Source organism: Corynebacterium striatum ATCC 6940, assembly GCF_000159135.1.
In the GTDB taxonomy this organism is placed as follows: domain Bacteria; phylum Actinomycetota; class Actinomycetes; order Mycobacteriales; family Mycobacteriaceae; genus Corynebacterium; species Corynebacterium striatum.
Map to the genome: position 1 here is coordinate 68,072 of NZ_GG667524.1, position 14,052 is coordinate 82,123.

The window sequence follows — 14,052 nt, forward strand, 5'->3', positions numbered from 1 at the left end:
TCTTCGATAACCCGCAGCACGCGTACACCAAGGCGCTGCTGTCCGCTATCCCTATCCCGGATCCTGCCGTGGAACGCAACCGCAAGCGGGTGATCTACGAGGAACATGCCTCTTAGAACCCCCGCGCTCGACCTAAAACTCAATATTTCATCTCTTTGTAATTCCTCCCCCCTCCCACAAGGAAGATTCGAACCATGAACCTAAAACTCCGTAATGCTACGTTGGCGGTCATCGCTGCCTCCGCTCTCGTCATCTCCGGCTGCTCTAGCAGCGATTCAGAATCCTCGGGCGAAGCCATCGACGTCAAGCTCGACGGTTCCTACAATCCAAAGGACCGCTCCGAGCTGAAGGAAGGCGGCGAACTTCGCCTGGCACTGGAAGAGCTGTCCCAGCAGGCAAACCGATTCCACGCCGACGGCACCCGGTATACCAGCGACGTGTGGAAGTACTACAACCCGCAAATCGGGCTTTTCGACGGCTCCGGTGAGTTCCACCCCAACAACGACTACATCACCGACATCAAAGAAGAGGAGAAGAACGGCAAGACCGTCATCACCTACACCATCCACGACAAGGCCCAGTACAACGATGGCACGCCGATTGACTGGAAGTCCTTCGAGCACACCTGGAAGTACAACAACGGCGAGGATAAGTCCCTCAATGTCTCCAGCACCGAAGGTTACAATCTCATCGAGTCTGTGACCAAGGGCGAGACCGACAAGCAAGCTGTGGTCACCTACAAGCAGGCCTACCCATGGTGGGAGGGCCTGTTCAACTTCTTGCTTCCTCCGCAGGTCGACTCCGCAGAGAAGTTCAACAAGGCATACCTGGGCGAGCTGCGCCCAGAGTGGGGTGCTGGCCCATACAAGGTCGACAACGTCGACTTCGTCGGTGGCACGGTTTCCTTCGTGCCAAACGAAAAGTGGTGGGGCGACAAGCCATTCCTCGACAAAGTCACCTACCGCCAGATGGAAGACCAAGCCTCCATCAATGCCTTCAAAGCAGGCGAAATCGACGCCACCGGCGTGGGCAATAAGGATCGTCTAGCTGCGGTTAAGGACATGAATGATATTGAGATCCGCACCGCAATGTCGCCTTCTAACTCCCTGTTCGTTCTCAACTCTGGCAACGAGATCCTGAAGGACATCAAGGTCCGCGAGGCAGTGCTGACCGGCATCGACCGCTCCCAGCTGGCCGCCATCCGCTTCAACGGTCTCGACGGTTACAAGGAAGAACTGCCGGGCTCCCTCAATCTCTATCAGACCCAGAAGGGCTACGAGGACAACGTTGGTGCCGTCGTGAAGTTCGATGCCGAAAAGGCCAAGTCGCTGCTGGACGAAGCCGGCTGGAAGGAAGGAGCCGACGGAATCCGCGAGAAGAGCGGCAAGAAGCTTTCGATGCGCTATACCCTGCTGGGTGACAGCGTCATTTCCAAAGCACTGGCCACTGCAACGCAGAAGATGCTCAAGGACATCGGAATCGATCTGAAGGTCGAAGAGCGTCCTTCCTCCGACTTCTCGGAGATCGCCACCAAGAAGGATTTCGATATCTTCCCAATGGGGTTTTCCTCCGGTGATCCATTCGGCATCGCGTACTTTGGTCAGATCTACCGCTCCGACTCCGAGCTGAACAAGTCCGGCACCGGTACCCCGGAGATGGATAAGAAGATCGAGGAGCTGGCCAAGATCGCAGATCCTGACGAGCAGATCAAGAAGGGCAACGAGCTGGAGCGTGAGGCCCTGTCCACCTATGGCATCATGCCTATCTACAACGGCCCGGCCATGGTAGCTACCAGCCCGAAGCTAGCTAACTTCGGAGCTAACTCCTTCGCAGTACTTGAGGTCGAAAACATCGGCTACACCGAGTAAAACCTCAGCCGCAAACAAAAAGCTGGCTCCGCTCAATGACTCGTTGACAATGAGTCATTGAGCGGAGCCAGTTTTTTGTTTTAGTAATCGCCTTAGTTATCGCCCTTGAGCTGGTCACGCAGCTCGTCGAAATACTGGCGTGCCGTCTGCGGTGCCTTGCTCTGTGGTGCACCGTCGGCGTACGGCGGCTGCTCAATAGCTTGAGCGCTCTGTTGGGCTTGCTGCTGCGCCTCGCGCGCCGCCTGCTGCGCGCGCTGTACATTCTGCGCACGCAGCTGCTCCAAGCGCTCGCGCTGCTCACGGTCGAGTCCACCAGAGGCTTCATTGTTAATAGCCTGAGTCGACAGCAGTACGTCGCGCATGCCGCCGAAGAGGTCTTGCATGCCACCTGGGTTGGACGGCATGTAAAGGACGTTGGTGTGTGAGCGATCTGCCACATCGACCATCGCGTCCAGGTACTGGGAAACCAGCATCAGGGTCTCTGGGTTTTCCTGAACGCCTGCAGCACGCAGCATCTCGTACTGCTGCGCGATACCCTCAACAATTTCCTTACGCTGCTCAGCCACGCCGCGACCCTGCAGCTTCTTAGCCTCAGCGGCACCTTCGGCTTCCTTAACCACGCGAATCTTCTCCGCCTCAGCCTGTGCGATAGCCGCCTCACGCTCACGCTGCGCAGCGTTAATGGAGTTCATCGACTCGCGCACGCGGGTATCCGGACGAATATCGGTAACCAGGGTGTTCACGAAGTGCCAGCCATATGCAGCCATGTTGTCGCGCAGCGACATCGCAACGTTCTGCGCGATGGTGTCCTTCGAAGAGAAGGAATCATCCAGGTCCATGTTCGCCACGGAGGAGCGAACGTTGTCCTGGACATAAGCCACGATCTGCTGTTCGTGGTTGGAGAGCATGTAGTAGGCCTCGCGCTCACGGCCTTGCACAACCTCGTATTGGACGGCGACCGGAATCTGTACGAAGACGTTGTCCTTGGTCTTGGTCTCCACCATGACATCGAGCTGGCGCACCTGCAAGCTGATCTTGTCGCGCACGCGATCAACCCACGGCAGCTTGAAGTGCAGGCCAGCGTGCGCCACGGTCACGAACTTACCCAGGCGTTCCACAATGGCAGCCTCACGGGTGCGCACGATGTAGTAACCATCGAAAATGGTCAAAACAATCGCCAGCAGCACAACACCAACAAAAAACATTCCGAACATTGGTTCTTCCTCTCGTCCATTTTTCGTTCAATTCTTGATTCCTCCTCACCTTTCCACACCTTAAATAAGTGCGCGAGCGGGAAAGAAAAATCTTAATGAAACTGCTATCGAACAAGACAAGGGGCTAGGCAGCGGGGACCGACCCCGGGGGCCGGCCGGCGCAAACGGGCGTTCTAGTGGTCATCAACCAAGCGGAAGAGCTCGCCCAGAATGCCCTCGCCGTCGTGGCCGATTCCGTTGTGTTGGAACTTGTTGGTCACCATTGGGCGCAGGTCACGGTAGGCACTAGCGGTCTGCATCGACTCTTCGAAGGGCACGAAGATGTCATCCAGATAGACAGCTGCGGCGGCCTGCACTTCGGCGTTGCCCAATGCCGCGGCGTCGTAAGGCGCGGCGTCCCACTCAAGCTGCGCCAACGCTTCTGCCGAATCCTTGAAGGCAAGCAGCGCCGGATCCTCATCGAACTGCCACGGGAAGATGTGCTCGCCTGTCAGCCACGTGCCTGACTCAGCAAACTCCGGGAACTCCTCGCGCACGCGGTGCGCCGCCCAGCCCGTGACGTGCTGGCCGCCCACACTGCCATAGATGGATTCGTGGATGGCCGCATACAATGGCCCACCCTGGAAGCTCACGCGAGCACCGACCTCGTGGAGGAAATCGGAGCGCAAGCGCTTCTCCCCACCCACGGTGCGGAAAGGCTCCTCAAGCAGGTAGCCCAGGGAATCGAATCCGGAGCCACGGCCCAGCTCGATGCCGATGGTGCGGAAGCGAAGCGAGCTCAAGCGCTCCCCAGTAGGCAAAACCTCCTGCGAGTTGTCCAGGTGATCGATGATTTCCGCGATGCGCTGCTGCGCGAAAGGTACGTAGTCGAAGAAGCGCTGTTGGCGCATCTTGAGCTTGGTGAACGTGGAACGATAAAGATCGTCTGCGCCCTTGTCCAAGGTCGGGAGGCCGCCGGTCAGGAAGGCCTTGTCCACAGACTCGGGGAACAAGGAGACGTAGCTCGTGATGCAAAATCCGCCAAAGGACTGGCCGAACAAAGACCACTTGTCGATGCCAAGGTACTCACGCAGCCGCTCCGCATCGCGCACGATGTTGTCCTGGCGCAGCAGTTTAAGGCGCTCGACGCTTAAGTCGGCGGCGTCGGAAAGCTCATCAATGCGATGGCTGCGGCCGGTGCCACGCTGGTCCATGAGGATCCAGCGGTAGCGCTCCAGGCCCTTGCCGATGACACCTGACGCCCCCAGTGGACGCGGGGCTGGGAAGCCTGGCCCGCCCTGGTTATAGAGAATGGCGGGCTTATCCGGGTCACCGATTTCACGAGCATAGAGCTCAAACGTGCCCTGTTGCGGGTCGTTGTAGTCCCACGGGACGGAAAGTGTGTGTTCTCTTACTGGGTATCCGAAACGACGAGTCATGGATAAAAGTTTAGCGCCGCACCATAGTGGCGCAGCGCTAAAAACTTTTCTTATTCAGAGAAGACTCGTTTAGTAAACGGTGAATCCCTTCGCGCGGAAGACGTCACGAATTGCTTCGATGTCCTCCGGCTTTGGCGGCTTCGTGTCCTCGAGGGTGTACGGATAGCCCAGTTCATGCCACTTATCAGCACCCATATTGTGGAACGGAAGCACCTCGATACGCTCGACGTTGTTGCTCCAACGCCCCACGATCTCGGCGACGTTTCGCACGTTTTCAGGGGAATCCGTAAGTCCTGGAACCACAACAAAGCGGATCCACACCGGCTTACCCATCGCCGACAGCCGGTCACCGAAGTCGATAGTCGGCTGCAACTCGCGGCGGGTGACCAACTTGTAGGTTTCCTCGTCACCAGATTTAACGTCGAGGAGGACGAGGTCGATGTTTTCCAGGTCTTCGTCCCGCAGACGGGAGCCCAAGAAACCGGAGGTATCGATGGTGGTGTGAATACCAGCATCGTGGACTTCCTTGAGCACACGTCGCGTGAACGCAATCTGGAACAGCGGCTCGCCACCTGAGATGGTCAGTCCGCCACCGGAGGCTTTGAAGATGGGCTTGTAGCGCTTGATGCGCTTGACGACGTCCTCGATGCGCTCGAGGGTGCCCACCTTCATCTCCATGGTGTCAGGGTTGTGGCAGTACTGACAGCGCAGCGGGCATCCGGACATGAACATCGTCATGCGAGTACCGGGACCATCGACGGAGGTTACTAGCTCCCAGGAATGTACGAGGGCGATGTCGCCAGTGCGACGTGCCTCCATGAGCTCTGGGCGCTTGATCTCGTCGAGGGAGTTATCGGTACCTAGGCCGGCGGCCGCTCCGCGCACCTTCTCGCCCGCTTGGGGGTCGAGGTGCACCACTCCAGTAATGCCATCAGCCATTGTTTATGAACCCTGGTGGAAGGTACGGGAGATGACGTCGAGCTGCTGCTCCTTGGTGAGCTTGACGAAGTTCACTGCGTAGCCGGAAACACGAACGGTCAGGTTCGGGTACTTCTCTGGGTGCTCGACAGCGTCCTCGAGGGTTGCCTTATCCAGAACGTTGATGTTTGCGTGGTAGAGACCTGAGTTCATCTGGTGCTCGTCACGGTTTGCCTTCATGGCTGCAAGACGCTCGTCGAAGGTTGGGGTTGCCATGGTTTTCTCCTTGAAATTGGTTGAGGTTGGTTTGGGAAACTTGATTGACTGCAGGTGGCTTACTCGGACTCCATGATGAAGCCTGCATCCAGAACCCCCACCAGGTTGTCGATGCGCTCCTCCGGAGTGCGGCCGAGACCAGACGGGGTGATGGTGTTGGTCAGCGAGATGCCATCCAGCGCATCCTTGTAGTCCAGCTTGCCCACGGACAGCATGGAAGCGACCATGCCGTGGCTGTCGGCGCCGTTTTCTGGGTTAGCACCTGGTGCGAACGGGGTACCAGCCTTGTGGCCGGATGGGAAGGCACCGGTTGCCTTGCCGTAGACCACGTTGGAGGTAATGGTCAGAACGGACTGGGTTGGGATTGCGTTGCGGTACATCGGGATGGCCTTAATCTTTGCCATCACGGTGTGGACGATGGTGGCGGCGATGTCATCGGCGCGGTCATCGTCGTTGCCGTAGAACGGGAAGTCGCCCTCGGTCTTGTAGTCCACAATCAGGCCGGTCTCGTCACGCACTGGGTAAACCTTTGCGTACTTGATGGCGGACAGGGAGTCAGCAACGATGGACAGACCTGCGATGCCGCAGCCCATGGAGCGGACGATGTTGGAGTCGTGCAGAGCCATCTCGATTGCCTCGTAAGCGTACTTATCGTGGCAGAAGTGGATGATGTTCAGTGCCTCGACGTAGGTGCCGACTACCCAGTCCAGCATCTCTTCGTACTTCTTCCAGACTTCGTCGAAGTCCAGTGGGCCGTCGCCCTGGATTGCGTCGTAGCCTTCGACGACCTGCTTGCCGGTGACCTCGTCACGACCGCCGTTGATAGCGTAGAGCAGGGCCTTTGCAGCGTTAACGCGAGCGCCGAAGAACTGCATCTGCTTGCCAACTTCCATCGGGGAAACACAGCAAGCAATCGCTGCGTCATCGCCCCACTGCTCACGAATCTGCTTGTCAGACTCGTACTGGATGGAAGAAGTGGTGATCGAGATGTGCGCACAGAACTTCTTGTAGCCCTCTGGCAGTGCTGGGTCCCAGAAGATAGTGATGTTCGGCTCTGGTGATGGGCCAAGGTTGACCAGGGTCTGCAGCAGACGGAAGGAAGTCTTGGTGACCATGTGGCGGCCGTCGTTGCCGAAGCCAGCGTCGGACCAGGTTGCCCAGTATGGGTCACCGGAGAAGATCTGGTCGTAGTCCTCGGTGCGCAGGAAGCGGACGATGCGCAGCTTCAGGACGAGCTGGTCGATGATTTCCTGTGCATCCTCTTCAGTGATGAGGCCGGCTGCGAGGTCGCGCTCGAAGTAGCAGTCGAAGAATGCGGACAGGCGGCCGATGGACATTGCGGCGCCGTCCTGGGATTTGATGGAAGCCAGGTAGCCGAAGTAGGTCCACTGGACTGCCTCATGAGCAGTCTTTGCAGGGCCGGAAATGTCAAAGCCGTAGGACTCTGCCATGATCTTGAGTTTCTTCAGGGCCTTGATCTGCTCTGCGTGCTCTTCACGGTAGCGTGCCCAGTGCTCGCTGAAGCCCAGGTCGCCGACCTCGTGCTTCTTAGCTTCCTTTTCGGCGATGAGGTAGTCAACGCCGTAGAGGGCGACACGACGGTAGTCACCGATGATGCGGCCGCGGCCGTATGCGTCAGGCAGACCGGTGATGATGTGTGATGATCGGGCAGCACGGATGCGCGGAGTGTAGATGTCGAAGACGGCATCGTTGTGGGTCTTGCGATAGCGAGTGAAGATCTTCTTGATCTCAGCCTCTGGCTCCTTGCCCGCTTCGCGGATGGCCTGCTCGACCATGCGCCAACCACCGTTCGGCATCATGGCACGCTTCAACGGGGTGTCGGTCTGCAGCCCGACGATGACGTCATCGTCCTCTGATATGTAGCCGGCTGGGAAAGCGTCGATGTCGGTTGGGGTGTGAGTGTCGACATCGAAAATGCGCTTTTGGCGCTCTACTGACAGGTAGTCCTTTTCGAGGGTGTCCCACGTGCGCTGAGTCTTTTCGGTTGGGCCCGCGAGGAAGGAAGCGTCTCCATCGTACGGAGTGTAGTTGCGCTGGATGAAGTCCCTGACGTTGATGCCTTCAGCCCATGGGCCAGGCTCGAATCCCTTCCAGGCTTCAAACTGCAGCGGTTGCGTTGCGGTGGTCACTGTTGTGACTCCCTTCTTGTTTGACACGTTTCATTCAAGTGAGTCGGGGCGCCATGCCGCTAGTTCCTGTCACTGTGTCGCGGAGTTGTATTTCAAACTCGGGCTTCACCATCTGAGCGACGAGCGCCTCTTGTCTCCAAGTTTAGAAGCCGTGACTGCACCCCTCCTACTTGAGAAAATGTGCAACAGGGCACATCCGTAACAAATCAGCCCTCTTGCAGGTCACCCCTTTCAAAAAAGACGTATATACCGTTTATATCGGGGGTATTTTGCCCCCGAACGTGAGTTTCCACACGTTAAATTGATAGATTTTTTATCACCAAACGAGCAAGGGGCCGCCGTAGCGACCCCATAATTTCCCACCCCTACTTGAAGCTAAACTCCAGCTCAGCATTATTATCTACTGACCTAATGATTCCCGTGTAGAAGTCTTTTGCCTGGTCCTGCAAGACACCCCGGTTGTCCGAAATGTTCTGTTTTTTCTCACCTTCATCAAGAATTTTCGAAACCGTATCGGCAGCATCGAGCTCGGGGGTAATCCAGCTAAGAGCACCATTATCGTTGACGGCGGTCTTAAAATGCTCATCGGAGTGGCCAATGAAAATGAACCTCGGGATGGTCACTTTGTAGGCGTGCTCGCCGGTTTGCTCGACTTTTACGTCCTTGCCTTCGATTCCAAGTTTGGCCTTGTAAGAGTATTGCACGAACTGGGTGCGGTCAGTCCACGGAATACCGACGCCGAGTATCTCTTTATTCGATGAATTTTCGGCCAAGCCCTCGATGCCCAGGCTAAGCAGCACAACCTGTTCTTTCCGTTCCACAGACTTGATAACCTGTGTGTTCAACGCATCCCCCTGGGTGCCAATGATGCCCTTGTTCTGCAAAATTGCAACCCCGCCAAGCGCTACTACGGCGACCAAAAGAATGGCAATCAGGGCTGTCTTGAACTTTTTCATGGCGGTTTACTTCCTCACTGTCAATGAATTGGCGGCCGTCTTTCCCGTGGCGGGCAATCGCAGCACGTACTTGGGATACGCGCCGAGATGCGCACGGGGAGGTCAGCAAAGTTTGTTGTCCATTGAGGTCATCGACGCCCCATCTCTTCCGATTCCCCATCGGACATAGTTGTGGTCTATTCGTTACTAAACGGACATAAAAAGCGCCAGATTCTGCCCTAATCCGGGCACAAACCGGGCACAAACAAAGGCCCCCGCAGCAATGCGGAGGCCTGCTGTGCGCCCGGAGAGACTTGAACTCTCACGTCATAAGACACTAGAACCTAAATCTAGCGCGTCTGCCAATTCCGCCACGGGCGCATTCATTACATTGGAACCACCACTCCACTCAAGTGTAGGGAGGAGTACCGCAATGCAACTGCGACAGTAGTTTACACACTGATTTCAGTATCACTAAAACCAGGCGCGCGCGGGGACGCACCCGTTCCTTCCTACAACCGTGCGCCGCCCCACAATCGTGCTGGCTAAGGCATAAATCCACTTTTCTAAAAACAATGGGTAGGCTATTACGGGTGAGCAACAACAGCGTGCCGAAAAAGCAGAAGTTGAAGGTGCGATGGTGGCATATCGTCCTCATCGCTTTTTTCGTAGTGCTCTTTTTGTTCCTCGCCTACTGGCAGTGGACCCGCTTTCGCTCCGGGTCGGGCACATTCCAGAACTTGGGCTATGCCCTCCAATGGCCACTCTTCGCAGTCTTTGTGGTCTACGCTTACAAGACAGCATTGAACTACGAGAACGAGCGTATTGAGGCTGAAAATGAGGCCTCCGCCATGGGCATTACCGACTACAAACATGAAGCGGCAGCTGAGAAAGAAAAACGCGGTGAGGTCACCAAGATCGATGAGGACTTCCTTCCGCAGCGTCCGCAGATGGACGTGGAGACTTTCAATGCCATGAACCAACAGCGCCGCAAGCGCGGCGCCGCCTACGATGATCAGTTTTAGAAAGAGAATCCATGACTAACCAAGTTCACCCAGACCGCCAGGCCCGCATCCGCGGCCCGCTGAAGTTCTTCTCCATCGCGGCAACGGTCACCGGTATTTTCCTGCTCATCCTCGTAGCCCGCATGATCCTGCAGTACATCGTCGGCGTCGAGATTCCGCACTGGGCCACCTACATCGCGCAGGCCCACGGCCTCGCGTACATGGTCTACTTGGTCTCCATCTTGGTCCTCGGACCACGTGCACTGTGGCCGGCGGGCAAGCTCATCACTACCGCCCTCGCTGGTGTTGTTCCTTTCCTCTCCTTCTGGATGGAGCACAAGCGCCGCCTCGAAGTCACAGAACAGTTCCAGCTCAACCGCTAATACCAGCGCGGCTATGAGCACCGTTTCCGTGCTCAAGCATGACTGAGCGTTAAAGCACACAAAACTTAAAATAAGCAGGGAGGCTCCGGCTAGCGCCGGTGTCTCCCTGCTTTTTGTTTTGCGAAATTAGTGCTTGCAGCCTGCTTACTAGTTGATGGCTGCGAGCTGAGCGATGACGTCGGTGAGCTGCGCCAGCGCACGGCCGCGGTGAGAAACCGCGTTCTTTTCCTCGGGGCTCATCTCGGCGGAGGAACGCTGCTCGCCTTCCGGCTGGAAGAGCGGGTCATAGCCAAAGCCGTTCTCGCCCTGCGGCGCGCGCAGGAGCGTCCCTGGCCAGCGACCCTCGGCAACGTACTCCTTGCCGGCTGGCGTCACGAGCGCGCAAACCGAAACGAATGCAGCTGCCCTACGCTCGTCAGGAACGTCGGACATCTGCGCGAGCAACAGGTCATTGTTCGCCTGGTCATTGCCGTGCTGCCCGGACCAGCGTGCCGAGAGCACGCCCGGCATACCGTTGAGTTCTTCGACGGCGATACCCGAGTCATCCGCAATCGTGGCGATACCAGTATTGGCAACGCCAGCACGGGCCTTAATCAGTGCATTATCAGCAAACGTGCGCCCGTCCTCCACCGGTTCGTCATACGCTGGCACAGCGGAAAGCGACAGCAGTTCGACGCCTTCGATTCCCGCGTCTGCGAGGATGCGTTCGAGCTCTCCTAGCTTCTTCTTGTTATTCGAGGCGACAAGGAGCTTTACCATCCCAGCGCTGCCTTCTGTGCCTCGATCAGCTCCTCGCAGCCCTTCTGCGCCACATCGAGCATGGAGTTCAGCTCGTCGCGGCCGAACAGGCCGTGCTCGCCGGTGCCCTGAATCTCCACGAAGTCACCGCCTTCCTGCATGACCACGTTGAGGTCAACTTCCGCGCGGGAGTCCTCCTCATATGGCAAGTCCAGGCAAATCTGACCGTCGATGATGCCCACGGAAACCGCAGCAACAGGGTCCAAGAGAGGCTCACCAGGGACGACGCCCTCGGACTTCAAGTACTCAATCGCATCCGCCAAGGCCACATAAGCACCGGTGATGGACGCGGTGCGGGTACCACCATCAGCCTGGAGCACATCGCAGTCGAGCTGAATGGTGTTTTCACCCAGCTCAGAAAGGTCCACGGCGGCACGCAGGGATCGACCCACCAAGCGGGAAATCTCGTGGGTGCGTCCCTTGACCTTGCCCTTCATGGACTCACGCGGCATGCGGTCGTGGGTGGCAGCCGGCAGCATGGAGTACTCAGCGGTCAGCCAGCCTTCACCGGAATCTTTCTTAAAGCGCGGCACACCGAACTCGACGGAGGCAGTGCACATCACGCGGGTGTTGCCGAACTCAACGAGCACGGAGCCCGCCGGGTTGGTGGTGAAGTTACGGGTAATGCGAACGCTACGCATCTGGTCGAGCGCGCGACCATCGGCACGAGAAAAATCAGTCATGCCCACCACCCTACCGGCTTAGCTAGAGCTCAAACTCCATGCCCGGCGCGCCCAGGATGATCTCCCCCTTGAATTCCGCTTGCGCAGCACGCAACGTTGCCGCGGTGTCGCCCCAGGGCTGCAGGTGAACGAGCACCAGCTTTGCGACGCCGGACTCACGTGCCACGCGTCCCGCTTCCGCACCCGACATGTGCATGTTCGGGGCCTTGCCCTCAGAGGTCTCGCCCCAGGCGGCTTCGCAAAGAAACACATCGGCGCCCCGTGCGGCGTCGACAAGCGCAGGTGTAAACGCCGTATCCCCAGAGTAAGCAATGGTCTTGCCCGTCTTGGCATGTTCCATGCGCAACGCATACGCCTCAACTGGGTGGATGACCCTAAAGGGCGTCATGTAGACGTCATCGAGCAGCTGACGCTCGCGGTCGATCCACGGGGAAAAAGCGAAGGTATCCGACATGTCGTCGACGCCATCGACCTCATCAGCGGACAAGCGCCCCAGATGGCGAGGCGCATGCTCCGGCCCAATGCAGAAGTTGCGTGAAGCCGCAGGCGCGGTGGGATGGAAGCGGCGCCAGACCATCAGGGACGGAAAGTCCAGGCAGTGATCAGCGTGGAGATGGCTAAAGGTGATGTGCGCATCGCAAGGATCCTGCACTTCTTGGAGGCGAGCAAGCGTGCCCGGGCCCATGTCCATCACGATGGATGGCGCGTCCGGGAAGGACACAACGTATCCGGAGGCAGCGTTTCCCGGGACGGGAACTGAGCCGGAACAGCCAAGAATCGTCAGCTTCATGGGTTCAATAGTTCCACGAAACCTTCTCGATTGCTGGATTTGGGGTGAAAATGACCTAAAGCAGTCTAAGCAGCCACAGGTCACATTTCTAGGGCAGGCACCTGCCTGCAGCACTAGATTCACACACGTGAGCCGTGCATTTTAGATCTGCGGGCCTAGAAAACGCGTGGCTAGGCGGGAGAAAGTCTCTGGGTCTCCGGTGGACTCAAACTTGCGCACCGCTTCTTGTCCCTCCGGCGCCAGCATGTCGGTCTCCGTCAAAGTTCGCATGACGTCCTTGGCCGTTTCCTCCGCAGAGGAGACCAAAGTGACGTTGTCCCCCATCGCCAACTGAATAACGCCGGTCAGCAACGGGTAGTGGGTACATCCCAGCACCAATGTATCCACGCCTACGGACTGCAGGGGCGCAAGGTAGCCCTCGGCGACACCTAGGATCTGACGCCCAGCGGTAATGCCGCGCTCAACGAAACCGACGAAGTCAGGGCAGGCGACGGCGTGGGCCTCCACGTGCGGGTTAACGGCAAAGAGGTCCTGATAAGCCCCGGAGTTCACGGTGCCTTCGGTACCGATGACGCCAATCTTTCCGTTACGGGTCGTGGCAATCGCACGGCGCACTGCTGGGCGGATGACCTCCACCACCGGGATGTCGTAGCGCTCGCGGGCATCGTGTAAGAAGGCCGCAGTAGCTGTGTTGCAGGCGATGACGATCATCTTGCAGCCGCGCTCCACCAGCTCGTCAGCGATCTTCGTGGAGAGCTCGCGCACCTCCGCGATGGGACGCGGGCCATACGGGGAATGCTCGGTGTCGCCGATGTAGATCACCGACTCGTTGGGCAGCTGCTCAATAATCGTGCGCGCCACGGTAAGTCCGCCCACGCCCGAGTCGAAAATTCCAATAGGCGAGGTTGCGTCCGGCATTAGCGCTTCGCCACCTTTACCGGGTCATCCGATGTGATAGTCATGCCGGCAATCACGCCACCAATTGCACCGAAAAGGTGGCCCTGCCAGGACACGCCTTCATAGACCGGCAGCACGCCCCACACCAGGCCGGAGTAGGCAAAGCCGAGAACCACGCCCAGTGCCGTTTGCGAGAAGGAACGGTTAAACAGGCCGCGGATAATAAGGTAGGCCAGCCAGCCATAGACCAGCGAGGATGCGCCGATGTGGGAGGTACCCGGCCCACCCAGCAACCATGTGCCGATGCCGGCGACCAGTACGGTGATAATGGTGACTTCCCACCAGGCCTTGCGTCCGGACAAGCCGATGAGGAAGCAGAAGATTGCGCCCGGCACGGAGTTACCGATGAGGTGCTCGAAGTTCGCGTGCAAGAGCGGGGCGGTAAAGATGCCCCAGATGCCGTTGAAGTCGAGGGGGCGAATGCCGTAGTTCGACAGCGCCCCGCCGAAGATGAGGAAGTTGGTTATCTGGACGAGCCATTCCACCACGAGGAAGCCCACGGCGAGGCTGATGCCAGTGCGGATGCGGCCACCGCGCGTGTAGTTCTTCGAGTCGCCGCGGTTTGTGCGCACGGGCGAAGAAGCGCCGTGGGGCTGGTTTGCCCCGAAGGCTGAATTAGGGAAGGAATATCCAGAGGTGCCACCTGAAGTCATAATGG

The 14,052-nt window shown here is 58.0% G+C and carries 15 protein-coding genes and 1 tRNA gene; 4 read left to right on the plus strand and 12 right to left on the minus strand.

The window, feature by feature from the left end:
* Positions 1-116: ABC transporter ATP-binding protein (locus tag HMPREF0308_RS14465; RefSeq protein WP_487042731.1), on the plus strand; the 116-nt coding region annotated here is incomplete at its 5' end.
* A gap of 78 nt (positions 117-194) precedes the next feature.
* The gene (locus HMPREF0308_RS09525) at positions 195-1,868 is read left to right on the plus strand and encodes an ABC transporter family substrate-binding protein (RefSeq protein WP_005531066.1); all 1,674 of its coding nucleotides are present in this window, start codon (positions 195-197) and stop codon (positions 1,866-1,868) included.
* Positions 1,869-1,960: 92 nt separating this feature from the next.
* Here HMPREF0308_RS09525 and HMPREF0308_RS09530 read toward each other — a convergent pair whose 3' ends face one another.
* From HMPREF0308_RS09530 to HMPREF0308_RS09560, 7 genes are all read right to left on the minus strand, one after another.
* Positions 1,961-3,082, minus strand: a complete 1,122-nt coding sequence (locus HMPREF0308_RS09530; protein ID WP_005531067.1) for an SPFH domain-containing protein — start codon at positions 3,080-3,082, stop codon at positions 1,961-1,963.
* A 173-nt stretch (positions 3,083-3,255) separates the two neighbouring features.
* Positions 3,256-4,500 carry an alpha/beta fold hydrolase gene (locus tag HMPREF0308_RS09535; protein ID WP_005531068.1) on the minus strand — a complete coding sequence of 415 codons (1,245 nt, stop codon included), beginning with the start codon at positions 4,498-4,500 and terminating at the stop codon, positions 3,256-3,258.
* Between the two features lie 69 nt (positions 4,501-4,569).
* Complete coding sequence (gene pflA / locus HMPREF0308_RS09540) at positions 4,570-5,439, minus strand: pyruvate formate-lyase-activating protein (RefSeq protein WP_005531070.1); 870 nt, start codon at positions 5,437-5,439, stop codon at positions 4,570-4,572.
* A 3-nt stretch (positions 5,440-5,442) separates the two neighbouring features.
* Positions 5,443-5,694 carry an autonomous glycyl radical cofactor GrcA2 gene (gene grcA2 / locus HMPREF0308_RS09545; RefSeq protein ID WP_005531071.1) on the minus strand — a complete coding sequence of 84 codons (252 nt, stop codon included), beginning with the start codon at positions 5,692-5,694 and terminating at the stop codon, positions 5,443-5,445.
* Positions 5,695-5,753: 59 nt separating this feature from the next.
* Positions 5,754-7,844 (minus strand): pyruvate formate lyase family protein, encoded by a 2,091-nt coding sequence (locus HMPREF0308_RS09550; protein WP_005531072.1) that lies wholly within the window; start codon positions 7,842-7,844, stop codon positions 5,754-5,756.
* Between the two features lie 365 nt (positions 7,845-8,209).
* A complete protein-coding gene (locus HMPREF0308_RS09555; protein WP_005531073.1) occupies positions 8,210-8,800 on the minus strand; it encodes a hypothetical protein in 591 nt (196 codons plus the stop codon).
* A 278-nt stretch (positions 8,801-9,078) separates the two neighbouring features.
* Positions 9,079-9,160, minus strand: a tRNA-Leu gene (locus HMPREF0308_RS09560).
* Between the two features lie 194 nt (positions 9,161-9,354).
* On the opposite strand from HMPREF0308_RS09560, the gene HMPREF0308_RS09565 reads away from it, so the two are divergent.
* Both HMPREF0308_RS09565 and HMPREF0308_RS09570 read left to right on the plus strand, forming a co-directional pair.
* Positions 9,355-9,804, plus strand: coding sequence for a hypothetical protein (locus tag HMPREF0308_RS09565; RefSeq protein ID WP_005531074.1), 450 nt, complete (start codon positions 9,355-9,357; stop codon positions 9,802-9,804).
* A gap of 11 nt (positions 9,805-9,815) precedes the next feature.
* Positions 9,816-10,166: a DUF3817 domain-containing protein gene (locus tag HMPREF0308_RS09570; protein ID WP_005531076.1), complete on the plus strand. Its 351-nt coding sequence runs from the start codon at positions 9,816-9,818 to the stop codon at positions 10,164-10,166.
* A gap of 147 nt (positions 10,167-10,313) precedes the next feature.
* Here HMPREF0308_RS09570 and rdgB read toward each other — a convergent pair whose 3' ends face one another.
* The 5 genes from rdgB to HMPREF0308_RS09595 form a co-directional block, all read right to left on the minus strand.
* Positions 10,314-10,925, minus strand: coding sequence for an RdgB/HAM1 family non-canonical purine NTP pyrophosphatase (gene rdgB, locus HMPREF0308_RS09575; protein WP_005531077.1), 612 nt, complete (start codon positions 10,923-10,925; stop codon positions 10,314-10,316).
* Positions 10,919-11,647: a ribonuclease PH gene (gene rph, locus HMPREF0308_RS09580; protein ID WP_034657421.1), complete on the minus strand. Its 729-nt coding sequence runs from the start codon at positions 11,645-11,647 to the stop codon at positions 10,919-10,921. The genes rdgB and rph overlap by 7 nt, the downstream gene beginning before the upstream one ends.
* A gap of 22 nt (positions 11,648-11,669) precedes the next feature.
* On the minus strand, positions 11,670-12,437 hold the full coding sequence (locus tag HMPREF0308_RS09585) for an MBL fold metallo-hydrolase (protein WP_005531079.1): 768 nt from the start codon (positions 12,435-12,437) through the stop codon (positions 11,670-11,672).
* Between the two features lie 141 nt (positions 12,438-12,578).
* The gene (murI, locus tag HMPREF0308_RS09590) at positions 12,579-13,355 is read right to left on the minus strand and encodes a glutamate racemase (RefSeq protein ID WP_005531080.1); all 777 of its coding nucleotides are present in this window, start codon (positions 13,353-13,355) and stop codon (positions 12,579-12,581) included.
* On the minus strand, positions 13,355-14,047 hold the full coding sequence (locus HMPREF0308_RS09595) for a rhomboid family intramembrane serine protease (protein WP_005531081.1): 693 nt from the start codon (positions 14,045-14,047) through the stop codon (positions 13,355-13,357). The genes murI and HMPREF0308_RS09595 overlap by 1 nt, the downstream gene beginning before the upstream one ends.
* Positions 14,048-14,052: the final 5 nt, after the last annotated feature.